This is a genomic window from Streptomyces sp. SID5464, from assembly GCF_009862985.1.
Lineage (GTDB): Bacteria > Actinomycetota > Actinomycetes > Streptomycetales > Streptomycetaceae > Streptomyces > Streptomyces chartreusis_D.
Genome location: NZ_WWIQ01000022.1, coordinates 600,049 through 625,622, shown reverse-complemented (window position 1 = coordinate 625,622; position 25,574 = coordinate 600,049). Strand labels below are relative to the sequence as shown.

The following is a 25,574-nucleotide window of genomic DNA, read 5'->3' as shown; positions in this document are numbered from 1 at the left end:
TGACAACGGCGTCCGGTGACAGCGGCATCCGCTGCAGCGGCGTCCGCGCGTCAGCGCCCGGAGTCGGCCCCCACGGCAGCGGCCTCGCTCTGCCCGCCCACGCTCACCTCAGCGCGTACGGAAGCACCCCCGGCCACCTCGGTCGTACGGCCCGAGCCCGCCGTACGCCCCCGCCCGGCCAGCCGGCACCCGAGGCACTCGTCATGTCCGGCCCGCGCCCCCGAGTCCCGGACCCGCCAGCCCCACTCCTCCCTGGGCCGGAGCCCCGGCCCCTTCCCCCAGCCGGCCAGGTGCAGCGCCCAGGTGACCAGCAGGGCGACCACACCGATCGCGAGCCCACCGGCGATCAGCACGCCCGAGACGAAACACACCCCCGCACCCGCCAGAGCGGCCCCGACACTCGCGATCCCGGTTCCGACCCATCCCGCGACGGTATGACCGTGGTCATACTGATGTGCGCTCATATGCTGCCCCCTCACACACGAAGGCCCCGGGAACCCGCGCCCCCGAGCCTCTCACCAGCTAAGCCTTTTAGAGCCCAAACATCTCACGAACTAAGGGATCTGGGAATGCAAGCCAAGCCGCGTCCGGCTGCCACGCCGGAGCAGGCACTGTCGGCGATGGACCACCTCATCGCGACCCACCTGGTCGGACAGCATGAGATCGCCCAACAGGTAGGCCTGAGTGTGACCGACCTCACCTGTTTCGCCTACGTCATCGAAGCCGGTGAGAACCTGCCCACGGCCGGCGACCTGGCAGCCCGAGTCCACGTCACGACGGGCGCGGTCACCGGCATCCTCAACCGCCTGGAACGCGCCGGCTACATCACCCGCCGCCCCGACCCGACCGACCGCCGCCGCATCCGCGTAGCCGCCCAGCCCGACGCGGTCGCCCGCGTCCGAGCGGTCTACGAGCCGTACTACGCCCGCCTCACGGAACTCTTCGCGGACTACTCCCCCGACGAAATCGCGGTCCTGAACGACTGGTTCACCCGCGCGAGCGGCCTCGCGGCGAACTACTTGGAGGAACACTGCCGCACCGACTGAACACCGGCCCTGAGCAGCGGACGCCCGTTGTGCCATACCTCATTGCATACATCGAGTGGCTCACTGCCGAGCATCAGCGCGTGAGCGTGGAGGTCTGAGCCGCGGCCTTCCGCTACGCGCCAGGAGCCCGGTACCGGACCTGCTCGGCTGTGCGCAGGGCCTCGATCGTTTCGTCGACGGTCAGGAGGACCGTCGTCTCGAACGAACTCAGCGCGCCGCCTCCGCTGATCGCCAGGGCCACCGCGGCCATGGACACGTTGTCCGGGGCTTCCCACAGGTTGTAACCGTCGTGCGTGCCGAAGGCGTACCAGAAGCCGTGGAGCTTCCCACCGACGGACTCGATGTACGACTGAGCGGCCTGCGCACGGTCCTCCGGGCGGCCGATCAGCCTCGCCCAGGTCTCCGGTGTGTAGCTGAACCTCGACAGGTAGAGCGGCATCATGTCTGCCTTTCGTTCCATCAAGGGATGCACCCCGCGAGGCGGGAAGGGCGCCGGCGGTGACTCACTGAAGATCCTCGATGTCGAGAACGTCCTCGGCGGGCGGCGCCTCAGCATTGACGGGCTTGTTGTAGTCGCTCATCACCAAATCCGCGGGCTCGTCTCCTCCGGTCCGACTGAGCCTCAGAATGTAGGGCTCACCCTCCGTCGCGACATCCACGGTGCTGGTGACGCCGTCATCCTTTCTCACAACCGGAATTGCAGGCTGGTCATTGACGTCGTGGATCTTGCCTTTGGTCAGCCCGGGGTCAGGGTGATCGGGAATGTCCTGGAGCAGACGGTCGGCATCACACAGCTCGGCCAGGTCTTCGAATCCCTCAGACTGGGCGGACACTTTCAGCCACTGATCCGCGAGAAGGTCGACCTCATCGCTCCCGGATTCCATCTCCTTCCAGAAGGTCTCATCTCCTTTGAGATACGCGGCATCGCCGACTTTGATGATCTCCGCAGTCACGTTTTCCCGAGGGCCGATGGTGCCCTTGCAATCACCGTCCTCGTTCAGAGCGAGGTCTACCAGGACCTCATCCGGGCCGCTCGTCGTCGTTCCCTTCAGCCGAAGGGAGTCCGCGCTCTTGGTCGCGTCAGCGGCCTTCTCCATAATCTCGTTCGCAGGGAGGTCCTCGATGCCGTTCGAGTCCTGCGTCGTCACACCGCCCGCGAGGCCGACGACCACCAGCGTCGCCGTGCAGGTCACACGGGTAAGAATTGCACGCTGGACTCTCATGATCGTTCGCCCTTCTTCAGCTGTCTCTTTCCAGGTTGGGCACGCCGACTCCGTACGCGCTACTCGGCGTTGATCCCAGCCAGGCAGTCCTGAAGGTTCCGTTATCAACAACTTGTCATCGCTCGTATTACTCGTTCAGGTGCGCACCTTGTGCGGGTTTCCCCCATGGCATCCAGGATGGGGTGCGCGATGTGTTCCCTCATGAAGGCGAAAGACCATGCCGACGTATGTCACGTTGCTGAACTGGACCGATCAAGGGATCCGAAACTACAAGGACACCGCGAAGCGTGCCGAGGCCTTCGGTTCAGCGGTGCAGAAGATCGGGGCGAAGCTCCTGAACGTCTACTGGACCGTCGGTCCGTACGACCTCGTGGCCCTCGTCGAGGCACCGGACGACGAAACCGCCACCGCGGCGCTCCTTCAGCTGGGCGGGGTGGGCAACGTCCGTACCACGACCCTGCGGGCCTTCGGCCGCGAGGAGATGGACCGCATCATCGCCAAGGCCGCCGGCTGAAGACGTGGGGGACGTACATCAGCCGTTGCTGTGCTTCGCCGCTGTCCGCGCCTGAAACGCCAGAGGCCCCGGATCTCTCCGGGGCCTCTGCTCTGTGCGCACTCGGCAGGATTCGAACCTGCAACCTTCTGATCCGTAGTCAGATGCTCTATCCGTTAAGCTACGAGTGCCTGTTCTGTTTTTTCGCCGCTCCCGGGCCTTCCGGCGCGCTCGCGGCGACAGGAAGAACATTACATGACTGCCGCCGCCATGTGAAATCCGTTTGCCATACCGCTTGTGACCTGCGGAAATGGCCTCAGATGGGGCTTCGCGACCAGGTGCGGAGCGGAGTGGGGAAGGGAGCGGTCATGCGCGGTCCGGTCGTGCTCGAGGTGGCGCAGTGGCAGGGGTCGGGTGCCCCTACGGCCCGCCGGTTGCCCAGCGGGGCTGCCTGGCTCGCCGAGCTGATACCCGCAGGTCGGCGGCGCACGGTGACGCTCGACGACAACGCCGGGAACGCGCGGGGCGGCGTACGGAACGCCGATGTGCTGGAGCGCCATCTGCCGGCGGTGCGCGCGGCACTGGCCGAGGTTCCGCCGGGCGAGCGGACCGTGACCGTCGGCGGCGACTGCGCGGTCGACCTCGCACCGGTCGAGGCCGCGCTCTCCGCGTTCGGGGACCGGCTGGCGCTGGTGTGGTTCGACGCGCACGGAGACCTGAACACTCCGGACTCGTCACCTTCCGGGGCCTTCCACGGCATGGTGCTGCGCGCACTCATCGGCGACGGGCCGGAGGGCCTGCGGCCGGCGCGGAGCCTGTCGGCCGACCGCGTGGTCCTGGCGGGTGCGCGGTCACTGGACCCGGGCGAACAGGACCTCGTCGAGCGCCGCGGCATACGGCACCTCGGCGTCGAGGACCTGACGGAACCAGGGCCGCTCCTGGCCGCCGTGCGCGCCACCGGCGCCGAGGCGGTGTACCTCCACATCGACCTCGACGTCCTCGACCCGCAGGTGTTCCCGGCCGTCGGCACGCCCGAGCCGCGCGGACTCGGCGTGGAGGAGCTGCTCGGAGCGGTGCGGGCGCTGACGGAGGAGTTCACGCTCGCCGGCCTCGCGCTCACCGAGTACGAGCGGACGGAAGCCGCCGGCGAGCGGGAGAAGGAGGAGGCGGTACTGCGGCGGATCGTCGAGGGACTGTTCGGGGCCGGCCGAGGCTGAGCAGCGCCTCGGCGCCGGCGTCGGACAAGGGCCTCGAACGCGACTCAGGGAGTCCAGCCACGTGGGGCCGAACTCCCTGGTCAGAGTGCGGAGGCGGAGGGATTTGAACCCTCGATGGGCTTTAAGGCCCAAACCGCATTAGCAGTGCGGCGCCATAGACCGGACTAGGCGACGCCTCCAGGCACATCCTCCCGCGCGAGCGCGAGTCGGTGCGTGCCGATGATGACACAGTCGAGCGTGCTGTCACCAATCGACCCCCACGGTACTAGGCCGGAAGGTCGCAGGGCAAAGGCCTTGTCCGGCCGGTACCGCCGGCACCAGGGAGTGCGCGAGGGTGTGGGGTCGCGGGGTGTGCGGTGCAGTCGTGCGGCGCCTCGGACCGGCGCGCAACGTACCGGGCCGCGCCGCGTTAGTCAGGCCATGTTGCATGCCATTCGCCGGGCTGCCCCCGGAAACGCGTCCCGGAGTCCCCTCACCTCCCGGACCTCTCCGATCTCTCCGACCTCCCGAACCTCCTGGACCACCGCTCGTCCCGGTCTGCGGCGTCTCGTCGTCGGTGCCGCCGCGTCCGTCGCCGCCTTCGGGTCGCTGACCGCGGTGTCCCCGGCCTCGTACGCCCAGGCCGCCCCGTCCCCGGCCGGGCTCGCGGGAGGCCAGGGCCCGGACCGGGACCACCTCACCGTCACCGTGCGGAACGCGGGCGGTGACCTCGACGGGACGTACGAGCTGTACTGCGAACCCGACGGCGGCAGCCACCCCGACCCGCGCGGAGCCTGTGCCGCCCTGAAGCGGGACACGCGGTGGGGCAGGGACGTCTTCGCACCCGCCCCGGCAGGCGGCTTCTGCACCATGCAGTACGGCGGGCCGGCCACCGCGCATGTCACCGGCACCTGGTCCGGACGGCCCGTCGACGCCAGGTACGACCGGCGTGACGGCTGCGCGATCGCCCGCTGGGACCGGCTCGTGCCGCTGCTGCCGGACATGCGGTCCGGCAAGCGCCTCTGAGGGAAGCCCGTGGCGGTTTCACCCCGTGTCGCCGCTCGTGCCCCTATCCGGCCACCTCACGGCCCCATTCGGCCACCCGGGCAAAAAGGTACAGAAACACTGCCCTCGTAAAGGTCCCGCGAAGGTCCCGCGACGTCGTTGCAGGAGGGCGGGCGTTTGACGGTTACTCGGTCGTCAGTTCGGGGTCACTTCCTCGTGCGACCTCGCACTCATCCGGCGTCGCGAGCGCAACCGCAGCCCTTAGACTCCCTCGCGTGACACGCCGCGGGACGGTTGGCAAGATGGCCCGAGCGGTCGGCAAGGTGCGGTAACAGGGAGGAAGCGTCTCGTGAGCAGCAGGCCATCCCGAGGCGCTGCTCGCCTCGCAGCCATACTGGACGCCCTCCCCGACGCGTTGGTGCTGGTCAATGCCAACGGGACGGTCGTCAACGCGAACACCATCGCCCTGGAGGCCTTCGAGACGCCGGGGACCGCTCTGGTGGGGCGCGGGCTGCTCGATCTGCTGCCGCAGTTCGACTCCAAGCTCATCCCGGGGTCCATGCGGCGGCCGGAGCACCTCGATCCGCATGCCCGGACCAAGCCGACCCGGATGATCGCGCGCAGGACGGACGGGACCGAGTTCCCCGTCGAGGTCACCAGTGCGAATCTGGAGAACGGGCAGCAGGCCTACGACGGTTACGGCTACACCGGCGACGAGTTGCTCATGCTCGTCGTGCGCGACCTGTCCGGGACCGTGGACACCGAGGCCGAGCTCGCCCGGTCGCAGCGGCAGACCGAGATGATTCTGCGGGCCGCGGCCGAGGGCGTCGTCGGGACCGACACCGACGGGCGCATCGTGCTCGTCAATCCGGCCGCCGCTCAGATACTGGGTTTCCGGGCCAGCGATCTCGGCGGCCGCCCACTGCACGATCTCGTGCTGCACTCGCGGGCCGACGGATCGCCCTTCCCGTACGAGGAGTCGCCGCTCGCCGACACCCTGCGCTCCGGGCGCAAGCACCGGGTGCGCGGGCAGGTGCTGTACGCCAAGGACGGCGGCAAGGTGCCGGTCGATCTGACGACCGCGCCCGTGCGGGACGGCGATCAGCTCGTCGGCGCCGTCATGACCTTCACCGACCGGCGGCCGTACGACGCCGTCGTCGAGGAGAAGGAGGCGGCGGAGAAGCGCCACGCGGAAGAGCTGGAGCGGATCGCCGAGGAGCACGCCTCCGAGCTGACCGCGCTGCGCCAGCAGCACGTCACCGAGCTGGAGGAGCTGCGCGAGCGGCACGCCGAGGAACTCGGCGCGAACGAGGACCGGTACGCCGCCCTCGGGGAGCGCGAGAAGGACCGGTACGAGGCGCTCGCCGCGCGGCACGAGCAGTTGCTGACCCTGCTCGGGCGGTCGCTGCGCGGGCCGCTGGAGGAGCTGCGGCGCGAGCTGGCCGCGCTGGCCGCGGACGACGCCGGGCAGCTGTGGCCCGAGGCCAACCAGGTGCTGCACCACCTGTCCGCCGGCTATTCGCGTATCACGACGCTCATCGACAACGTCCTCGGCTACCAGCGGCTCGACGCGGGCAGCGAGGGCATCTCCCGTACGAAGGTGATGCTGGACGCCGTCGTCGCCGCCGGTGTCGACGGGGCCGTCGAGCTCATCGGGCCCGGGCGGGTGCAGTTCGCCGTGCACGCGCCGCCCATCGAGGCCGAGGTCGATCCCCGGCTGCTCGCCACCGCCCTCGCCCACCTGGTCGCGGACGTGGCGGGGGTCGACGCGACCGGCAACACGCCCGTGTCGGCGGGCGGTTACATGGACAACACCGTCGTGGTGGCGGCGGCGCAGCGCGGTGAGGTCGTACGCATCGAGGTGCGCGGGCCGTACGCCGGCGGCGACACCGTGCACGAGCCCATCGTCCGCGGGATCGTCCGGGCTCACGGCGGCGTGCTCCAGACGCATGAGGTGCCGGGGATGAGCGGTAACGCGTACGTCCTCGAAGTGCCGATCGGGGGCGGGGCCGGGGCCGTCGCCGCGGATGCCGCCGCCGAGGCGGTCGACGAGGCACTGCTGCCCGCTGCCGACGGTGAGCAGACCTCCGGTGGGCAGACCTCCGGTGGGGGGCGGCGCCGGGCGCGGCGGGCCACCACCGATGCCTTCCTGGACGGTGACGTTCCGGCTGACGGCGACGGGGCCGGTGGGTCCGGTGGGCCCGCTGCCGAGGGGGCCGCGCCCACCGGGCGGCGCCGGAGGCGGGCCGCCGGGGAACCGGCTGCCCTTCCCGCGCAGGCGTCCGGTGAGGGCGCGGCCGTGTCGGGCGGCACCGGGCGTCGGCGGCGGGCGGCCGAGGACGCCGCCGCGGCTGCGGCCCTGCCCGTCGGGGGTGCCGTCCAGGGCGTCGCCGAAGGGGCCGTCGTCACGGCCGCCGAGCATGCGGCGGGGACCGCCGCCTCGGGTACGGGGCTGGGCGGGACCGTTCCGCCGCAGGGCGTGCCCGCGCCGTCCGGCCGGCGGGCCCGCCGTGAACCCGGCGAGCAGCACGCGCTGCCGCCCGCCCTGCCCGCGTCGTCCGGTGAGGCCGCCGCGGGGTCCGCCGATGCGGCCCAGGGCCAGGGTCAGGGACAAGGTCAGGTTTCGCAGCCGACCGGGCGTCGGCGGCGGGCGCTGGCTGCCGCCGCCGAGCGGGCGGCTGCGCAGGAGGCGGCGGGGCCGCGTCCGGTGTTCGCCCTGCCGCCGGCCGAGGCGGACCAGGCCCGGGCCGCCCAGGGGCAGCAGGTCGCGCCGAGTGGTGTGCCCGGCCACGAGCAGGTGCCCGGGCCTGGGCAGCTGCCCGGCCAAGGGCACGGAGCCGTGGCGGTTCCCGGTTCGGCCGGCTCCGGTGGCGGGGTGGCCGAGGAGGGCCGGCACGACGCCGTTCCGCACGACCAGAGCGCCGATCACACCCCGCCCCAGCCGCATCCCACGAGTGCGCCGACCGGGCGTCGGCGGCGGGCCGCGGGCGCGCAGCCGACGGACGGGGCCGGAGTGCAGGCGCCGGGCACGGCGGGCGCGGTGGCCGGTTCGCCCGTGCCGGGGGCGGCTGGACAGCAGGTCCCTGCGCAGGGCGGTGCCGGCCAGCCGGGTCTCGCCCCGGCAGGCTCCGTGCCCGGTTCCGAGCAGGGGATTCCCGCACAGCAGGACGTCACCGGTCAGTTTCCGGCGGGCCGGGCCGGACCGGCCGTAGGCCAGGCAGCGCCCGGTACGGCCGTACCGCCGCAGGGCGTGTCCGTGCCCGCCCCGGGTGGTCTCGGGCACAGCGTGCAGGCGGCGGCCCTCCCGGGTCAGGTGCTTCAGCCCGCGTCCCCGCACCAGCCCTACGGCGCACAGCCGTTGCCGCAGCAGGGCGTCGCCACGCCGGAGCAGCAGTCCTCCGCCGGTCAACCGCTCCCCGCCGAGGCCGCCCCCGGACAGGGCACCCCTGCCCAGGGCACCACCGCCCCCGGAGCCCCGGTCCCGGTCCAAGCCACCACCGCCCCCCGGCCACAGCCCTGGCCCGCCGCCGACGACAGCTCGGGGGCCGGTGTCGCCGTACCCCCGAACGGCGCGGCACAGGCCGTTCCTCCGAACGGCGCGGCACAGCCCGTAGCCCCCGACGGAACCGCCCACCCCGTGCCCCCGAACGGCACCCCCGCGGCCCCGGCCCAGGCTCCGCAGACCCACACCCCGGCCCCCGGCACCCCGCTGCCACCGGAGGGCGCGGCGCAGGCGCAACGGGCGGCTCAGCCGTTGCCCGCGGAGGCGGCCTCACCCGTCGACCCGAATTCCACGCAGGGGCGGGCGATCAGCGTGCGGACGCTGGGTCAGGGCGTGCCGTTCAACCGGCAGGCGGCTCAGGTGCAGCAGCCGTCGGGCATGCCCGCCGCGCATCCCTCGGCCGGTTCCGTACCGCAGGCGCCGGGCGCGCCCGCGCCCCAGTCGTCGGCGACGCCGCCCCCGCACCAGTCGGGCGGATCGGGCCGGCGCCGCAAGCTCGGCACGCCGCCCGACCCGGCCACGCGGACGGAACAGGCCGGCCGGACCGAACAGGCCCCCCGCCAGGAACCGGCGCCCCGCCCGGAGCAGGCCGCGCGCCCGCATCCGGCGGCCGAGCCGACTCCCGCGCACGGCACCGCGCACGGCACCGCCCCGGCCCCCGCGCCCGTCCCGGCGCAGCCGTCCCTGGCCGGTCAGTCGCGGCTCGCGCAGATGACCGAGGGCGGCGGGCGCTCGTACGCCATAGGCGCGCCGGACGAGAACGCCGCCGAGGGGCCGGAGCCGCTGGACGGGCCCGGCGGTGCCGTCGAGGTGGCCGATCCACCGCTGCCGCAGCCGATGGACGACGAGCTGCCGCCGGAGCCGCTGGACAACCCGCGGCGGCTGCTGGTGTGGCCGGCGCCGGACGTCAGCACCCAGCAGGCGCTGAGCGACCGCGGCTACCGGCCCGTGATCGTGAACTCGCGGGAGGAGGTCGACGCGCAGATCGCGGCCTTCCCCGCGGCGCTGTTCGTCGACCCGCTGACCGGGCCGATCACGCGTACGGCGTTGCAGTCGCTGCGGCAGGCCGCCGTCGCCGCCGAGGTGCCCGTCCTGGTCACGGCCGGACTCGGGCAGGCCTCGCGGGACGCGGCGTACGGTGCCGATCCCGCCGTCCTGCTGAAGGCGCTGGCACCGCGCGACAGTGAGCAGCACCCGCCGCGCGTACTGCTGATCGAGGAGCACGCGGAGATCGCGCTCGCGCTGACGGCGACGCTGGAGCGGCGTGGGATGCAGGTCGCGCGGGCGGCGAGTGACGCGGACGCGGTGACGCTGGCGGGACAGTTCCGGCCGAACCTGGTCGTGATGGACCTGATGCAGGTGCACCGGCGGCAGGCCGGCATCGTGGACTGGCTGCGCGCGAACGGGCAGCTCAACCGCACCCCGCTCGTCGTCTACACGGCCGCCGTCGACCAGGCCGACCTGCCGCGGCTGGCCTCGGGCGAGACGGTGCTGTTCCTCGCGGAGCGGTCCACCAGTGGCGAGGTGCAGACCCGGATCGTCGAACTGCTGACCCGGATCGGCACCAACTAGGACCAACTAGACGAACCAGCGGGCCTTATCGGGCGGTGAGGCGCCGCGCCGCCTCCTTGACCGACGTGCGCAGGCGGTCCCGGTCGGGGTCCTCGCCCCCGACCAGGATGCGCCGCATCTGCGGCACGACCACGGTCCAGTTGGCCAGGGCAGTCAGCAGGAACAGCAGGTCGGCCGCCGGGATGGCGTCGGTGACGACCCCTCGGTCCTGACCGTCCTGGAGGGCGGCGACCTTGCGGGCGTAGTGCTCCTGACGGTCGGACTCGTGGGGCAGTTCGTCGCTGCCGTACTCCAGGCCCTCCCAGAAGAGCAGGCGCAGCAGCTCCGGGTGGGCGGCGTGGTAGTCCATCAGGCGGTCGACCCAGCCCTCGATGTCGTCCGGGTCGACGGGGACGGCCTCGGCGAGGTGGAGCATCTTCTTCTCGAGGACGATCGCGAACAGCTCCGCCTTGTTGCCGAAGTAGGCGTAGATCAACTGCTTGTTGGCCTTCGCCTCGGCGGCGATGCGGTCGATGCGGGCACCGGCGATGCCGTGCCGGGCGAACTCGGCGACCGCCGCCTCGAAGATCCGGGCCTTGGTGGCCTCGGGGTCCCTTGCTGCCATGGGAGAGAGGGTAGCGCGCAACGGTAACCAACTGTTTGGTTGACAGGGAATCGCAGAGCGGCCCACACTGTTGCCCCATTGTCCAACCAACCAGTTAGTTGTTAGAGCCGACTCCGAGGAGTCCTCCTTCCATGCCGTCAGCGTCCACGAGCACGACCACGTCCCCCCGGGCCGGTACGGCCCCCGTGCGGCAGGCGCGTACGCCCGCCCCCGGTCTCTTCCTCACCCTGATCGCCGTGTGCAGCGCGGTCACCGCCGCCAACATCTACCTCGCCGCCCCGCTGCTCTCGCTCATGGCCCGCGACTTCGGCTCGGCACCCTCGGCCGTCGCCTGGATCGCCTCGGTCGCACAGCTCGGCTACGCGGTCGGCCTGCTGTTCTTCGCCCCGCTCGGCGACAGCGTGAACCGGCGCCGGCTGGTCGGCGGGCTCACGCTCGTCACCACCGCCGCGCTGGCCGCCAGTGCGGCCGCCCCGGGGATCACCGCCCTCGCGGTCGCCGTGTTCGTCGCCTCGGCCGCGACCGTCATCCCGCAGCTGCTCGTCCCGCTGGTCGCCGAACGCGCCCCGGCCGAGCGGCGTGGCCGCCATGTCGCGGCCGTCATCGCGGGCCTGTTCGCCGGCATCGTGGCGGCCCGGGTGCTGGGCGGACTGGCCGGGCAGGCCTTCGGCTGGCGGTGGGTGTTCGCGGGCTCGGCCGTACTCACCCTCGTGCTGGGGCTCGCGACCGCCCTCGTCCTGCCGTCGCAGCGGCGGCGGGAAGGCCCGCTGTTCGCCGGGCTCGCCGCGCTGCCCTCGGTGCTGCGCCACTCGCCCGACCTGTGGCGCGCCTGCCTGCGCCAGGCCGGGATGTTCGGGGCGTGGAGCGCGCTGTGGACCTCGCTCGCCCTGCTGCTGACCGGGCCGGAGTACGGGCTGTCCACCGCGACGGCCGGGCTCTTCGGGCTCTTCGGGCTGACTGCGAGTGCGGTGGCACCGCTGGCCGGCGGGCTCGTGGACCGGTTCGGGGCGGCGCGAGTCGTGCGGTCCGCGTATCTGCTCGCCGCCGTGTCCGTGCCGCTGTTCTGGCTGGGCGGGCACACGCTGGGCGCGCTCTTCGCCGCCGCGGTGCTGATCCACGCGGCGCTGGTGGCGTCGCACGTCGCCAACCAGACCCTCGCCCTGACCGCCACGTCCACCCCGGCCACCGCCAACACCGCCTATGTGGTCGCCGGTTTCGCGGGCGGCGCGGGCGCCTCGGCCCTCGCCGGGTTCGCCTTCAGCCACTTCGGCTGGGGCGGGGTGTGCGGGGTGGCGGCGGTTTGGCTGGTGCTGGGGTGGGGGCTGACCGCCGTACGACGGTGACGGCGGTCAGGCCCGGGCGGGCGCGGGGTCAGAGCCGGGTGACGTCCAGCTCCCCCTCCGCGTACCGCCTGCGCAGCACCTTCTTGTCGAACTTGCCGACGCTCGTCTTCGGAACCGCCTCGATGACCGTCCAGCGCTCCGGGAGCTGCCACTTGGCGATGCTGCCCTCCTCGGCGAGGAAGGCGCGCAGGGTTTCGAAGGTGGCGGTGGCGCCCTCCTTGAGGACGACCGTGGCCAGGGGGCGCTCGCCCCACTTCTCGTCGGGGACGGCGACGACGGCCGCCTCGGCGACGTCCGGGTGGGACATCAGCGCGTTCTCCAGCTCCACCGACGAGATCCACTCGCCGCCGGACTTGATGACGTCCTTGGCCCGGTCGGTCAGGGTGAGGTAGCCGTCGGGGGAGATCGTCCCCACGTCGCCCGTCTTGAGCCAGCCGTCCTCGCTGAACTTGTCGGCGGGGCGCAGGGGGTCGGCGCCCGGGCCGTTGTAGTAGGCGCCGGCGATCCACGGGCCGCGCACCTCCAGCTCACCGGCCGACTCGCCGTCCCAGGGGAGGCGCTCGCCGCCCGGGCCGGTCAGCCGGGCCTCGACGCCGGCCGGGAAACGACCCTGGGTGAGGCGGTAGGCGAACTCCTCCTCCGTGCCGACCACACCGGCCGGGGGACGGGCGATCGTGCCGAGCGGGGACGTCTCCGTCATGCCCCAGGCGTGGCAGACCCGCATGCCCAGCTTGTCGAAGGCCTCCATGAGGGACGGCGGGCAGGCCGAGCCGCCGATGGTGACCTGGGTGAGGGAGGAGACCTCGCGGGGGTGCGCGGTCAGCTCGGCGAGCAGGCCCTGCCAGATGGTCGGGACGGCCGCCGCGTGGGTCGGCTTCTCGCTCTCGATCATCGCGGCGAGCGGGGCCGGCTGGAGGAAGCGGTCCGGCATCAGCAGGTTCACGCCGGTCATGAAGGTCGCGTGCGGCAGCCCCCACGCATTCACGTGGAATTGAGGCACGACGACCAGGGAGGTGTCCTGGTCGGTGAGGCCCATCGACTGGGCCATGTTGACCTGCATGGAGTGCAGATAGATGGAGCGGTGGCTGTAGACCACGCCCTTGGGGTCGCCGGTGGTGCCGGAGGTGTAGCACATGGCGGCGGCCTGGCGTTCGTCCAGCTGCGGCCAGTCGTACGAGGCGGGCTTCCCGGCGATCAGGTCGTCGTAGTCGTGGACCCGCGCGGTCGCGTCCGCGAGCAGGGAGCGGTCCCCGGGGCCGGAGACGACCACGTGCTCGACCGTCTTCAGGTGCGGGAGCAGCGGGGCGAGCAGGGGGAGCAGCGAACCGTTGGCGATGATCACGCGGTCGGCGGCGTGGTTGACGATCCAGGCCAGCTGCTCGGGCGGGAGCCGGAGGTTCAGGGTGTGGAGGACCGCGCCCATGGAGGGGATCGCGAAGTAGGCCTCCACATGCTCCGCGTTGTTCCACATCAGGGTGGCGACCCGGTCGTCGGCGGCGACGCCGAGGTCCTCGCGCAGGGCGTGTGCGAGCTGGGCCGCGCGGGCGCCGATCTCGGCGAAGGAGCGGCGGTGCGGCTCGTCGTCACCGGTCCAGGTGGTCACCTGTGATGTCCCGTGGATCGTCGACCCGTGGGTCAGGATCCTCGAGATCAGCAGCGGTACGTCCTGCATGGTGCTCAGCACGGCGTCCTCCCGGGGCGACATTGCCTGCGCGGTGGTAAGGGCTGCGCTGATTCTGCTCACATACCGCGCGGTATGTCACTAGGACCGGGTGATCGATCACGTCACGGCTGCCGACGGAACCGCTCAGCGGCGACCGACACGTCCGCTCACTGACGCACAAGCCCCAGCTCAGCGTCCTCGCGTAGCTTGCCGAGCGCACGGGAGACGGCCGACTTCACCGTGCCCACCGAGACACCGAGCACCTGGGCCGTCTGGGCCTCGCTCAGGTCCTCGTAGTACCTGAGGACCACCATCGCCCGCTGCCGGGCCGGCAGCCGCATGATCGCCCGCCACATCGCGTCGCGCAGCGCCTGCTGCTCGGCGGGGTCGTCGCCACCGGGCACCGGCTCCGGCTCGGGCAGCTCGTCGCAGGCGAACTCGTCGACCTTGCGCTTGCGCCACTGCGACGTCCGCGTGTTCAGCAGCGCTCGGCGCACATAGCCGTCGAGGGCGCGGTGGTCCTCGATACGCTCCCAGGCGACGTACGTCTTGGTGAGCGCGGTCTGCAACAGGTCCTCAGCGTCACTCGGGTTGCCGGTGAGCGAGCGGGCGGTACGCAGCAGCACCGGCTGTCGGGCCCTGACGTACGACGAGAACGACGGGTACGGAAGGGTCTGCGCCGCCGGTGCAGCGGCCTTCGACGCGCTGGTGCAGACGAGTGTGGTCATGACTCAACGCTATGAGCGGGGCCGCCGTCAGCGGATCGGCCGCAGGTCCCGAAGCGGGGTCCCCCTCAGGTTGTAGGGGTAGGGCCCGCTGCACCTCCTGTAGGTGGAGCGGAGGACCCGGGGTACTGCGGGTTCACCCCTGAGGGTCGGCGGTCAGTACGAGTCCCGACGTGGGCACGCCCGTCCCCGCGGTCACCAGGACCCGCTCGGCACCGGGTATCTGGTTCACCGCCGTCCCCCTGATCTGCCGGACGGCCTCCGCCACCCCGTTCATCCCGTGCAGGTACGCCTCTCCCAGCTGGCCGCCGTGGGTGTTGAGCGGCAGGCGCTCCTCGGCCACGAAGTCCGGCGCCTCGCCGGGGCCGCAGAAGCCGAACTCCTCCAGCTGCATCAGCACGAACGGCGTGAAGTGGTCGTAGAGGATCCCCGCGTCGAGGTCGGCCGGCGCGAGTCCCGAGGTCCGCCACAGCTGCCGGGCCACCACCGCCGTCTCGGGCAGACCGGTCAAGTCGTCGCGGTAGAAGCTGGTCATCTGCTCCTGCGCGCGCCCCGCGCCCTGGGCGGCCGCCGCGATCACGGCGGGCGGGTGCGGCAGATCGCGGGCCCGCTCCAGGGACGTGACGACGAGCGCCTGCCCGCCGTCCGTCTCCTGGCAGCAGTCCAGCAGCCGCAGCGGCTCGACGATCCAGCGGGACGCGGCATGGTCGGCCAGGGTGATGGGCCGGCCGTGGAAGTACGCCGCCGGGTTGGTCGCCGCGTGCCTGCGGCCGACGACGGCCACGTGCCCGAAGGCCTCCGGGGTCAGGCCGTGGGTGTGGAGGTAGCGCTGGGCCGCCATCGCCGCCCACGAGGCCGGGGTGAGCAGGCCGAACGGCAGCGCCCAGCCGAGCGCCGCGCCCTCCGCCGACGGCTCCCGGTGCCGCACCCCGGAGCCGAAGCGGCGGCCCGAGCGCTCGTTGAACGCCCGGTAGCAGACGACCACGTCCGCCACGCCCGCGGTGATCGCCAGGGCCGCCTGCTGGACGGTGGCGCAGGCCGCGCCGCCGCCGTAGTGGATCCGGGAGAAGAATGAGAGCTCGCCGATGCCGGCCGCCTGGGCGACGGTGATCTCGGGGCTGGTGTCCATGGTGAACGTGACCATCCCGTCCACGTCGGCCGGGGTGAGGCCCGCGTCGTCCAGGGCCGCCCGCACCGCCTCGACGGCCAGCCGCAGTTCGCTGCGGCCCGAGTCCTTGGAGAACTCGGTGGCCCCGATGCCGGTGATGGCGGCGCGCCCTCCGAGACCGTCCCGTCCTCTCAGGCTCATGCCGGAACCCTCACCGTCACCGTCACCGTGCCCGTGACGTGCTTGCCGATGCCGTTCGCGCCGACGACCCGGACCGTCACCATGTCCCCGTCGACCTCCTCGACCGTGCCCGTCAGCACCATCGTGTCGCCGGGGTGGTTGGGAGCGCCGAGCCGGATCGCCACCCGGCGCAGCTCGGCCCGGGGGCCGAAGTGGTCGGTGACGTACCGCCCGACCAGGCCGTTGGTCGTCAGGATGTTCATGAAGATGTCGGGGGAGCCCTTCTGCCGGGCCAGCTCCGGGTCGTGGTGCACGTCCTGGTAGTCCCGGGAGGCGATCGCCCCGGCGACGATCAGGGTGCGGGTGACGGGGATCTCCAGGGGCGGGAGGCGGTCGCCGGCGTTCACGGTGTCACCCCTTGGAAGACCGGCAGCACCAGCTCGTCGTCGTACCGCCGGAACTCCAGCCGCACCGGCATGCCGACCCGCACCTTGTCGTACGGCACCCCGACCACGTTGCTGATGATCCGCACGCCTTCGGCGAGCTCGATCAGCCCGACCGCGTAAGGAGGCTCGAAGGCCGGGAAGGACGGGTGGTGCATGACGACGTACGAGTAGACCGAGCCCTCGCCGCTCGCCTCGACCGTCTCCCAGTCCGGGGAGCCGCAGCCGTTGCACCCCGGCAGCCAGGGGAAACGCAGGGTTCCGCAGCCGGTGCAGCGCTGGATCAGCAGCTCGTGGCGCGCCACGCCCTCCCAGAAGCCGGCGTTGTCGCGGTTGACGACCGGGCGGGGGCGGCGCCCCTCCGGCTCCTTCCGCGTCTCCGGCTCCTCCGGCTCCTTCCGCTTCCTCGGCCGGCGTGCGGGGGCGTACTTGAGGATGCGGAAGCGGTGCGTGCCGGCGAGTTCGCCGCCCACCCTGACGTCCGTGCGGGTGGTGACGAAGTAGCCGGTCCCGAGCTTCGTGGTCTTGCGGCCGGACACCGACTCGATCACCGAGTCGAAGGTGATCTCGTCCCCGGGGCGCAGCGGGCGGAGGTACTCCTGCTCGCAGTCGGTGGCGACGACCGCGTCGTGACCCGTCGCGTCGAGCAGGCCGAGCAGCTCGTCGTAGGCCGCCGTGCGTTCGGGACGGCGGGAGAGGCCGGCCATGGTCCACGCCTGGAGCATCGTGGGGGGAGCGATGGCGTCCGGGCCCGTGTACGCCGGGTTGGTGTCGCCCATGGCCTCGCACCAGTGCCTGATCATCGGCTCGTTGACGGGGTCCCGGCCGGTCCCGGTGGCGGCGGCCGGGCGGCCCTCGTAGGCCTTCAGGCGCGCCTCGAACCCCTCGTGCTCCTCGTGGATCTCCGGGTCACCACTCACAGTTTCTGACTGTCCGTCAGATACATGACACCGTCAAGACCCCGCAGCCGCGAAAACGCCTGTGCGGCGGTACCGGAGTACCGCCGCACAGGCGCATGTCACCCTCACGAACGAAGCACACCACACAGGACGCGGGCCGGTGGTCGGTACACCGGCCCGCTCAGCTCACCACAGGGGGGCGAAGGTGACGGCGGTGTTGGCGTTGCCCTGGTTGACGGCCGTGGGCTCCGAGCCGTTGACCTGGGCGGTGTTGCTCTGGTTCGTGGCACCCTCGCCGAGGGCCTGCTGCTGGGTGGTGGCCACGGTGCCGAAGTTGTCGCCGCCGACGCCGCTGCCGAGGTTGCCCTGCTCGGCCTCCGTGACGGACGCGATCGATCCGTTGTCCGCGAAGGAGCCGTTGTCCGCCGCCGCGACACCGGCGAAGAGAGCGGCCGCGAGCGGCAGTGCGGAGACGGCGGCGATGACGCGGCCGGAACGGGTACGTGCCATGTTGTTGTCCCTCCAGGACTTCAGAAGTACTGCTGTCACCAGGGAAGTCGGCCGACCACCCGGCGCGGTGTGCGACGTCGCGAGTCCAGAGTTGCCCACCGAATCCCCGGCGAACCACCCCGGAAGCCACCATTCGCACGCAAGCGTGAGGACAAGTCGATAAACCCCTTTGCGTCACTTCCGTCCCGGACGGGAGCGAAAGGGGGCGTTCGAACCCAGGTGCCGCAAGGGCCGAAGCATTCCCGCGGTTTTCCCGTCCGGCTCTGCCCCCCGGCGCGTCACGCCCGCTCCCTCTTTCCTTTTTCGAACGTACGTACGAAACTAGGAGCATGGCCACCACCGACCGGCAGGCCACGACGCTGGCCCTCGCACACGCCCTGTCAGCCGCCGAACGCGGACTGGCCGTCCTCCCCCTGTCCCGCACCAAGCTCCCGGCACTGCGTTCCCCGCACCGTGACGACCACGAGCCCTCCCCCTGCCACGGCGAGTGCGGCCGGCTCGGCCACGGGGTCTACGACGCCTCCAGCGACCCGGCCCGCATCCGCGAACTGTTCGCCGCGGCGCCCTGGGCGACCGGCTACGGCATCGCCTGCGGCCTGCCCCCGCACCATCTGATCGGCATCGACCTGGACGTGAAGACCGGCACGGACTCCTCGGCCGCCCTGCGCGAGCTGGCGCTGCGGCATCTGTTCACCATCCCGCCGACGGTGGTCGTCGTGACCCCGTCCGGCGGCCGCCACCTCTGGCTGAGCGGCCCGCCCGACGTCGTCGTCCCGAACTCGGCGGGCCGCCTCGCGCCCGGCATCGACATCCGGGGCGCCGGCGGCTACCTCGTCGGCCCCGGCTCCCGCACCGGCCAGGGCGTGTACGCCGCGGCCCCGGGGACCGCGCACCTGGCCCCCGCGCCCTGCCCGCGCTCCCTCCTGCGCCTGCTCCTGCCGCCGCCCCGCACCCACCACCCCGCGCCCCCGACGACCGGCGGACACGGCCAGGGCCTGGTCCAGTTCGTCCTCGCCGCGCACGAGGGCCAGCGCAACACCCGGCTGTTCTGGGCGGCCTGCCGGGCCTACGAGGACGGCATCGGCCCCGCGCTCGTGGATCCCCTGGTCGAGGCGGCGCTCACCACCGGCCTGTCCGAACGGGAGGCCCGGGCGACGATCGCCTCGGCGGCACGGCTGACGGGGCACCGGCCATGAGCCGGGCCCCGTCCATGAACACCGAAAGACCCCCATGCAGCAGCACGTCAGAACGCCGGCCCTGGCGCTCGCCCGCCTCGTCCTGGCCTCCGGCCGCTCGGTGGATCTCGCCGAGCTGCGGTTCACGTCGACGTACGGCGACCTGCTGGAGGGCTACCCCTGCAAGCCGGTGAACGACCTGCGGATCCGCGGCCTGCTGCGCGCCGCCGAGCGGGCCCGCCCCGGCACGCCGGTCCACCTGCTCCCGCCCCGGCGCGAATACCCCGACCAGTACGCGGGCGGCCTCGGACCCGTCGAGGTCCTGCCCGCCGTGGCCTGCGTCGGCACGTTCCACTCCACGGCCCTCGACCCCGCCCACGACCCGGTCGCGTACCGCTCCCGGCTCACCGTCCTCTGGTTCCAGGCCACGCCCCGCCTGCCGTCGGGCTGCGACGCTGAGCCGGGGCTGCGGGACCTCGACTGGACGGGACTGGCGCGGGACGCCCGGGCTCTTGCGTAGGGTCGTCCGATGAGCGCTTCACGGACGGAACTGCTGCGCTGGCAGCACGAGTTGACCTGGTCGTTGTTCGAGTACCACCTGGAGAGGCTGGAGCCGGAGGACTTCCTCTGGGAACCGGCGCCGCTCTGCTGGACGATGCGCAGGGGCCCCGACGGCACCTGGGTACCGGACTGGGCGGAGACCGAGCCCGACCCCGTGCCCGTCCCCACCATCGCCTGGGTGAGCTGGCACATCGGCTGGTGGTGGAGCGTGACCCTCGACCACGCCCGGGGCCGCCCGCCCCGCGACCGCACGGACGTCGTGTGGCCCGGCGAGGGCACACCGGCCGTCGACTGGCTGCGCGGGCTGCGCACGGAATGGCTGGCCGTCCTGGACGACCTCACCGACGCCGACCTGGACGCCCCGGCGCCGTTCCCCTCGCAGGACGATCCCGGGTACACCGTCGCGCACATGGCGGCCTGGGTGAACGCGGAACTGATGAAGAACGTGACGGAGATCGGCCACCTGCGACTGCTGCGGGCGGCGCGGCCGGGCGGCGCGTGACATCGTGGTCGCATGAGCATCGACGTTCGGCCGGCCACGGTCTTCGAGGACGTTCGTGCCGTGCTGGGGCCCAAGTCGCCCGGTGCGAACGTCTGCTGGTGCCTGAGCTACCGGATCCCCTCCAAGCTCAACAACGAGCTGCGCGGACCGGCCCGCGGCGAGTACGTCGCCGAGCTGTGCCACCAGGATCCCCCGCCCGGCGTGCTCGCCTACGACGGCGGCGAACCGGTCGGCTGGGCCGCCGTCGCCCCGCGCGCGGACACCTCGTTCGCCCGCAACCGCAAGATCCCGCACGTCGACGACCTGCCCGTCTGGTCGCTGTGGTGCGTCCGGGTGCGCCCCGGTCACCGGAAGCAGGGCATCTCGCACGCCCTCATCGCCGGAGCGGTCGAGTTCGCCCGCGCCCACGGCGCACCGGCGATCGAGGCGTACCCCCTCGACAACGGCGACGCCAAGGTCGACCTGACGATGGCGTACGCAGGCCTCCGGAAGAACTTCGAACGCGCCGGCTTCACCTGCGCGGCAGCCACCACCTCGGTGCTGGCCGGCCACCCCCGGGTCCTGATGCGGCTCGACCTGCGGGGGCACGCGCACACATAAATGCTCGACCGCTGGCGACGGGGGATGCACCAGCGGTCGAGCTATGGCCAAGGGTAACAAGCGCTTGCCCATCGGAACCGACTGTTCGTCAGCAAAGCCCGTGGTGTGACTCGGATCACTCAACTGCGGTGATTGCGGGGCCCGTTGGGCGGCCCGGTCCGGTCAGGGCTCGCACGGCGGGTCGTAGGACAGCCGGGGGAGGTACTCGCCCCAGGTCTCCGGCGTCAGAACGCCCCGGGTCATCGTGCAGACGCGGCGTGCGGCGTCGTCGACGTCCAGGTTCCACAGCCGGATGGTGTCGGTGCCGCTCGACACCCCGATCATGTGGCTGTGCGGTCGGAACGACAGGAAGGTGCCGCCGCTCTTGGTGTTGGGGCTCATCGACTGGCCGATCGCGGTGGCCCTGGCGGGGTCGGAGACGTTCCAGAGCCGGACCGTGCTGTCGTTGCCGCCGCTGGCCAGGGTGCGGCCGCTCCGGCTGAACGTCAGGGACACGACGGCCTCGGTGTGGCCCGTGAGGCTCGTCCGCTCCGAGGCCTTCGAGGGGTCCTGCATGTCCCAGAGCCGGACCGAGTTGTCGTCGCCGCCGCTGGCCAGTGTCTGCCCGTCGGGGCTGTAGGCGAGGACGTTGACGGCGCCGAGATGGCCCTTGAGCGGCGCACCCCGCAGGACGGCACGTCCGGGGTCCGTCACGTTCCACAGCCGGATGGTGCCGTCGGCGCTGCCGCTGGCGAGCGTGTGGCCGTCCGGGCTGAAGACGAGGGAGTTGACGTACCCCTTGTGACCGGTGAGGGGCGCGCCGAGCGGGCGGGGACGGGACGGGTCGCCGATGTCCCACAGCTGGACGGTGCGGTCGTCGTCGGCCGTCGCCAGCAGGCGACCGTCCGGGCTGAACGCCAGCGGGTCGGCGAACCGGATGCGCAGGGGGACGGGCGATCCGTGGGGGACGGGCCGGTCCGGATCGCCGAGGTTCCACAGCTGCAAGGTCCGGTTCCCCGCCACCACCGCGAGGGTGCGGCCGTCCGCGGAGAACTCCAGGGAGCGCACGCCGCCCTCGGGCCGGAACGGTTCGCCCATCGGCACGGGCCTGCCGGGCTTGCGTACGTCCCACAGCCGGACCCGTCCGTCGAGCGCCGCCGTCGCGAGCACCCGCCCGTCCGGCCGGAACACTCCGGTCCGCCCGATCATGTCCGCCGTCGGCAGCGCCCACAGACGGACCTTGTTGTCACCCGACCCCGTGGCCAGGGTGCGCCCGTCCGGGCTGAAGCCGAGCGCGTACATCTCGCCGCTGCTGCCCGCCAGGGGCGCGCCGACCTGTGACGGGTACTCCGGGTCACCGACCTTCCACAGACTCGCCGTGCTGTCCGCGCTGGCGGCGGCGAGCATGCTTCCGTCGGGGCTGAAGGCCACGGACCACACCGCGCCCGTGTGGCCGGTGAGCGGCGCTCCGATCGCTGCCGGGTGACGCCGGTCGGCCACGGTCCACAGCCGGACGGTGTTGTCCGAGCTGCCGCTGGCGAGCGTACGGCCGTCGGGGCTGAAGGCCACGGAGTGCACCGTGGCGGTGTGGCCGGTCAGCGGCTCGCCGAGCCGCTTCGGGTGCCCGGGGTCGGTCACGTCCCACAGCCGGATCGTGCCGTCGTCACCACCGGCCGCCAGCGTCCGGCCGTCCGGGCTGAACGCCACCGAGCGCACGGCGGCCTTGTGCCCGGTCAGGGGCTTGCCCAGCGCCCGCGGCCGGCGTGGATCGGCCACGTCCCACAGCCGTACGGTGTGATCGTCGCCGACGGAGGCCAGAGTGCGCCCGTCCGGGCTGAAGGCGACCAGGTAGATCGTGCCGTCGTGGCCGGTCAGGGGCTTGCCGAGCCGCTTCGGGTGCCCGGGGTCGGTCACGTCCCACAGCCGGATCGTGCCGTCGTCGGAGGCGCTGGCGAGGGTACGGCCGTCCGGGCTGAAGACCGCGCTGCTCACCCAGCTGGTGTGGCCGGTGAGCGGCTTGCCCAGGGGCTTCGGGCGCTTCGGGTCGGTCACGTCCCACAGCCGTACGGTCCGGTCGTAGCTGGCGGTCGCCAGTGTCCGTCCGTCGGGGCTGAACGTCGTGAGGTAGACGGCGCCGGCGTGGCCGGCCAGCGGCGTGGACAGCGGGGCGTTCACGATGGAGATCAGGCGGCTGTTCGCGCCCTTGTCGTCCGGCCGCAGCCGGTGTGCCACCAGGTCGAGCTGCGCGGACAGCGAGGGATCCGTGTACTGGACGCGATCAGCCTGGGCGAGCACCTGTTCGAACACGGCCTCGTCGCGCTGCTTCCAGGCGACGACGGCCGCCCCGACGGCCAGCACCGCCAGCACGACCAGGGCCGCCACCGCGCCCCGGCTGATCCAGATGGTGCGCCGACGCAACCTGACCGAGGCGGCCAGGAACTCCACCGCGCTCCGGGTCAGGAACGTGTCCCCGGCGGATTTCGCCCACCCGTGGGCCTGTTCCAGACGGGAGCCCCGGTAGAGGAGCGAGGTGTCGCGGTCCGACTCCTCCCAGGCCCGGCCGTCCTCCTCCAGGCGCTGGCGCAGCAGGTTGCCCTGCCGGTCGTCGTCGATCCAGTCGCGCAGCCGCGGCCAGGCGTGCAGCAGCGCCTCGTGGGTGATCTCCACGGTCTCCGCGTCGAGCGTCACCAGCCGGGCGCGGACCAGCGCCTCCAGGGACTCCTCGGTCTTGCCGGGGTCGGTCGACTCCTCCGCCAGTTGGCGCCGGGTGCCCCGCCTGCGCGTGGCCTGGGTGTCCTCGCCCAGCCGGACCAGCCGGAGCAGGAGCAGCCGGGCCGCCGTGCGCGCCGCCGGGTCGAGACCGGACCAGGCCCGCTCGGCGGTCGCCGCGACCGCGCCCTGGATGCCGCCGGCCGCGCGGTACCCGGCGAGCGTCAGCCGGCCCGCCTTTCTGCGCTGCCAGGTGGCGAGCAGGGCGTGCGAGAGGAGCGGCAGCACTCCCGCGTCGTGCGCCCCGCGCGGGCCGTCGGCGCTCACCTCCCGGACGATCAGCTCCGCCAGGCCCGGCTCCAGTTCCAGGCCGACGGCCTTGGCCGGGCCCGTCACCGCCTCGCGCAGCTCCGCGGTGGTCAGGGGTCCGAGCACCATGTGCCGGTGCTGGAGCGCGTCGGCCAGTTCGGGATACCTGAGGCACCGTTCGTAGAAGTCGGCCCGTATGCCCAGCACCACGACCGCCGGGGCCGGGTCGCCGTCGCCGGCCGGAGAACAGACGGCGTGCAGGACCTCGACGAAGGCACGCCGCTCCGCCTCGTCGGGGCAGAGGGTGAACGTCTCCTCGAACTGGTCCACGATGACGACCGGCCGCGCACCGGACGGCGCCGCGCGCCGCGCCCAGGCGGCGACGGCGGCGCGGACGTCAGGGGCCCTGGGGACGCGTGGGCCCACGGTGGTGGGGACGACGGGATCCTCCGCACCGGATGCGTCGGCCCCGCCCCCGGCCGAGACGACCGGTCCCAGCTCGGGGATGCACCGGGTCAGCTCCGCCAGGGGATGACCGCCGGGCACGAGCTGTACGACCTCCGCTGCCTGGCGGCCCCGACCGATGCCGACACCGCTGGTACGGCTGTTGTCGCTGTCGCCGTTGGTACGGCTGTTGTCTTCGGTACCGCTGTAGTGGCTGTTGTCACCCCGGGCGCCGCGATCAGGGCGCTCATCCAGCGCGCCGTTCCGCAGGGCGGGCACCAGCCCGGCGTTCAGCAGTGAGGACTTGCCCGCCCCCGACGCCCCCACGAGCATGACCAGCCCGCCCGTCTCCGCCACGGCCCGGAGCTGGGCGACGAGCGCGTCCGTGCTCCGCTCCCGGCCGAAGAACCACCGGGCGTCCTCCCTGCGGTACGAGGCCAGCCCCCGGTACGGGCACACCCCGCCGGGCGGCACGGGCGGGGCCTCGGCGTCCGGCCGCCCCGGCTCGGCGGAGTCCGGGCCGCGCTCACCGACCGGGTCGGCCACCGCCGCCTCCCACAACCGCTGCCACTGGCCGAGGTCGTACAGGCCCGGCGACACCGGCGTGGGCCGCGCGCGCCGCGCCTCGGGTATCAGCACGTGCAGCACCGTCGCGAGGGCGGTGAACTGAGCGGGTACGTTCCGTGCCCGGCGCCAGTCGCTGATGCGCTGCGCGGACACCCGGACGGGACGCCCGCGTTCGTCGACGCGCTGGAGCCGGACGACCGCTTCGGACACTCGTTTGAGTGGCGGGTTCCCGGCTTCCTTGTACAGCAGCGCGAGGCGCTCCGCGAAGGCGGTGCGTGCCCCGGGGTCGGAACCCAAGGTCTCCACTCCTCAACTCCCCGCGCCTGGACGTCCGGACCGGAAAACTCACTCTATATGCCTGACCTGCGGTAATACCGCCCACCCGGAACCGGAGACTCCTCGTCGGCGGCCGGAACTGGCAGGATCCGGACGCAGCAGCGCACTCATCCGGCCAACTCCCAGCGGAGTCAGACCACGGTGACCCCACCGTTCGGCACCGGTCCCCACGAGGGGAGGGACCGGTGCCGGACGACGTGGTGATCCTCCCCACCGGACCGCGCTCTCCAACCCTGGATAACTGACGATCCGTCAGCTATGGTCTGCCTGCCGTTGCCGAGGCCGGCCTGCCGTACCGCTTCCAAAGCGACGTACAGGGGTGAGCACAGTGGAGACACGTCCCGAGAGTCCGCGACCGCAGGGCGCCCCGCGCTGGGTGGCGATGTACCGTCGGCCGGCCGAGCAGACCTGGCGGGCGGCCGCGGAGTCGCCCCACCGCTCACCCGTGCTGCACGCCCTCGGCGAGATGACACAGACACTGCGGGCCCGTGGGGACGAGGTGGCCTTCGCCCTGTGGGGCCCGAAGGACGGCGACTGGCACCGCTTCGACACACCCCTGAAGCAGGCGGCTTCGCCCCGGCCGGAACCAGAGGCCTCCGCCGCCGAACCAACCATCCTGGCGGAACGCATGACCGCCCGTCGCCACCAGGTCCTCATGTCCGGGTTGAGCAGGGCGGGCCTCTACGACCTCTCCCCCGAGGACGACGCGACCGTCCAGGCACTCGCCGAACGGCTCGACGAGGCCGCCGTACGCCGGGTCGCCCACTGGCTCGCGGTCGCCGGCGCGCGGTAGGGCAGGCCGGTTCAGCCGGTCTCGCGCTGGGCAGGCAACACCTCGGGTCCCACCGGCTTCCGGTATCGGCCGGTGGGGGGACGAGGG

The 25,574-nt window shown here is 72.5% G+C and carries 22 protein-coding genes and 2 tRNA genes; 11 read left to right on the top strand and 13 right to left on the bottom strand.

Features of this window, described 5'->3' with window-relative positions; translation table 11 throughout:
• Positions 1–50: 50 nt before the first annotated feature.
• Complete coding sequence (locus tag GTY47_RS18405) at positions 51–464, bottom strand: HGxxPAAW family protein (RefSeq protein WP_010032966.1); 414 nt, start codon at positions 462–464, stop codon at positions 51–53.
• Between the two features lie 105 nt (positions 465–569).
• Here GTY47_RS18405 and GTY47_RS18400 point away from each other — a divergent pair, with 105 nt between their 5' ends.
• A complete protein-coding gene (locus tag GTY47_RS18400; protein WP_010032965.1) occupies positions 570–1,046 on the top strand; it encodes a MarR family transcriptional regulator in 477 nt (158 codons plus the stop codon).
• Positions 1,047–1,158: 112 nt separating this feature from the next.
• On the opposite strand, the gene GTY47_RS18395 is transcribed toward GTY47_RS18400, so the two are convergent.
• The gene (locus GTY47_RS18395) at positions 1,159–1,485 is read right to left on the bottom strand and encodes a GYD domain-containing protein (protein ID WP_010032964.1); all 327 of its coding nucleotides are present in this window, start codon (positions 1,483–1,485) and stop codon (positions 1,159–1,161) included.
• Between the two features lie 64 nt (positions 1,486–1,549).
• The gene (locus GTY47_RS18390; protein ID WP_010032963.1) at positions 1,550–2,269 is read right to left on the bottom strand and encodes a hypothetical protein; all 720 of its coding nucleotides are present in this window, start codon (positions 2,267–2,269) and stop codon (positions 1,550–1,552) included.
• 217 nt (positions 2,270–2,486) lie between these two features.
• Here GTY47_RS18390 and GTY47_RS18385 point away from each other — a divergent pair, with 217 nt between their 5' ends.
• Positions 2,487–2,783: a GYD domain-containing protein gene (locus GTY47_RS18385; protein WP_010032962.1), complete on the top strand. Its 297-nt coding sequence runs from the start codon at positions 2,487–2,489 to the stop codon at positions 2,781–2,783.
• Between the two features lie 97 nt (positions 2,784–2,880).
• Here GTY47_RS18385 and GTY47_RS18380 read toward each other — a convergent pair.
• Positions 2,881–2,953: transfer RNA gene (locus GTY47_RS18380), tRNA-Arg, on the bottom strand.
• A 177-nt stretch (positions 2,954–3,130) separates the two neighbouring features.
• Between GTY47_RS18380 and GTY47_RS18375 the strand changes: the two genes are divergently transcribed.
• Positions 3,131–3,979: an arginase family protein gene (locus tag GTY47_RS18375; RefSeq protein ID WP_010032960.1), complete on the top strand. Its 849-nt coding sequence runs from the start codon at positions 3,131–3,133 to the stop codon at positions 3,977–3,979.
• Between the two features lie 88 nt (positions 3,980–4,067).
• Here GTY47_RS18375 and GTY47_RS18370 read toward each other — a convergent pair.
• Positions 4,068–4,158 (bottom strand) — tRNA-Ser (locus GTY47_RS18370).
• A gap of 241 nt (positions 4,159–4,399) precedes the next feature.
• Between GTY47_RS18370 and GTY47_RS18365 the strand changes: the two genes are divergently transcribed.
• Both GTY47_RS18365 and GTY47_RS18360 read left to right on the top strand, forming a co-directional pair.
• Positions 4,400–4,984 carry an SSI family serine proteinase inhibitor gene (locus GTY47_RS18365; RefSeq protein ID WP_078602712.1) on the top strand — a complete coding sequence of 195 codons (585 nt, stop codon included), beginning with the start codon at positions 4,400–4,402 and terminating at the stop codon, positions 4,982–4,984.
• A gap of 328 nt (positions 4,985–5,312) precedes the next feature.
• Entirely contained in the window at positions 5,313–10,037 is a 4,725-nt protein-coding gene (locus GTY47_RS18360; protein ID WP_078602711.1) for a PAS domain-containing protein, read from the top strand.
• Positions 10,038–10,062: 25 nt separating this feature from the next.
• Here GTY47_RS18360 and GTY47_RS18355 read toward each other — a convergent pair whose 3' ends face one another.
• On the bottom strand, positions 10,063–10,641 hold the full coding sequence (locus GTY47_RS18355) for a TetR family transcriptional regulator (RefSeq protein WP_010032954.1): 579 nt from the start codon (positions 10,639–10,641) through the stop codon (positions 10,063–10,065).
• A gap of 131 nt (positions 10,642–10,772) precedes the next feature.
• Here GTY47_RS18355 and GTY47_RS18350 point away from each other — a divergent pair, with 131 nt between their 5' ends.
• Positions 10,773–11,984: an MFS transporter gene (locus tag GTY47_RS18350; RefSeq protein WP_010032953.1), complete on the top strand. Its 1,212-nt coding sequence runs from the start codon at positions 10,773–10,775 to the stop codon at positions 11,982–11,984.
• Between the two features lie 28 nt (positions 11,985–12,012).
• Here GTY47_RS18350 and GTY47_RS18345 read toward each other — a convergent pair whose 3' ends face one another.
• The 6 genes from GTY47_RS18345 to GTY47_RS18320 all read right to left on the bottom strand — a co-directional run bounded on the left by GTY47_RS18345 (position 12,013) and on the right by GTY47_RS18320 (position 17,512).
• Positions 12,013–13,689 carry a long-chain fatty acid--CoA ligase gene (locus GTY47_RS18345; RefSeq protein WP_029180696.1) on the bottom strand — a complete coding sequence of 559 codons (1,677 nt, stop codon included), beginning with the start codon at positions 13,687–13,689 and terminating at the stop codon, positions 12,013–12,015.
• Positions 13,690–13,814: 125 nt separating this feature from the next.
• Entirely contained in the window at positions 13,815–14,375 is a 561-nt protein-coding gene (locus GTY47_RS18340; protein ID WP_010032950.1) for a SigE family RNA polymerase sigma factor, read from the bottom strand.
• Between the two features lie 133 nt (positions 14,376–14,508).
• Positions 14,509–15,681: a lipid-transfer protein gene (locus tag GTY47_RS18335; protein WP_010032949.1), complete on the bottom strand. Its 1,173-nt coding sequence runs from the start codon at positions 15,679–15,681 to the stop codon at positions 14,509–14,511.
• The gene (locus GTY47_RS18330; protein WP_010032948.1) at positions 15,678–16,067 is read right to left on the bottom strand and encodes a MaoC family dehydratase; all 390 of its coding nucleotides are present in this window, start codon (positions 16,065–16,067) and stop codon (positions 15,678–15,680) included. Before GTY47_RS18330 ends, GTY47_RS18335 begins: the two co-directional genes overlap by 4 nt.
• Entirely contained in the window at positions 16,064–17,023 is a 960-nt protein-coding gene (locus tag GTY47_RS18325; RefSeq protein WP_010032946.1) for a bifunctional MaoC family dehydratase N-terminal/OB-fold nucleic acid binding domain-containing protein, read from the bottom strand. Before GTY47_RS18325 ends, GTY47_RS18330 begins: the two co-directional genes overlap by 4 nt.
• 165 nt (positions 17,024–17,188) lie before the next feature.
• Complete coding sequence (locus GTY47_RS18320; RefSeq protein WP_010032942.1) at positions 17,189–17,512, bottom strand: hypothetical protein; 324 nt, start codon at positions 17,510–17,512, stop codon at positions 17,189–17,191.
• Between the two features lie 329 nt (positions 17,513–17,841).
• Here GTY47_RS18320 and GTY47_RS18315 point away from each other — a divergent pair, with 329 nt between their 5' ends.
• Genes GTY47_RS18315 through GTY47_RS18300 form a run of 4 tightly spaced genes read left to right on the top strand, consistent with a single transcriptional unit; the run spans position 17,842 to position 20,350 of the window.
• Complete coding sequence (locus tag GTY47_RS18315) at positions 17,842–18,708, top strand: bifunctional DNA primase/polymerase (RefSeq protein WP_010032941.1); 867 nt, start codon at positions 17,842–17,844, stop codon at positions 18,706–18,708.
• Positions 18,709–18,742: 34 nt separating this feature from the next.
• A complete protein-coding gene (locus tag GTY47_RS18310) occupies positions 18,743–19,207 on the top strand; it encodes a hypothetical protein (protein ID WP_010032940.1) in 465 nt (154 codons plus the stop codon).
• A gap of 9 nt (positions 19,208–19,216) precedes the next feature.
• On the top strand, positions 19,217–19,750 hold the full coding sequence (locus GTY47_RS18305) for a DinB family protein (protein WP_010032939.1): 534 nt from the start codon (positions 19,217–19,219) through the stop codon (positions 19,748–19,750).
• A gap of 12 nt (positions 19,751–19,762) precedes the next feature.
• Entirely contained in the window at positions 19,763–20,350 is a 588-nt protein-coding gene (locus GTY47_RS18300; protein WP_010032938.1) for a GNAT family N-acetyltransferase, read from the top strand.
• Between the two features lie 162 nt (positions 20,351–20,512).
• Here the strand turns inward: GTY47_RS18300 and GTY47_RS18295 are convergent, their stop codons facing one another.
• A complete protein-coding gene (locus GTY47_RS18295) occupies positions 20,513–24,664 on the bottom strand; it encodes a hypothetical protein (protein WP_010032935.1) in 4,152 nt (1,383 codons plus the stop codon).
• A gap of 358 nt (positions 24,665–25,022) precedes the next feature.
• Between GTY47_RS18295 and GTY47_RS40295 the strand changes: the two genes are divergently transcribed.
• Entirely contained in the window at positions 25,023–25,487 is a 465-nt protein-coding gene (locus GTY47_RS40295; protein WP_040902380.1) for a hypothetical protein, read from the top strand.
• Positions 25,488–25,574 lie beyond the last annotated feature (87 nt).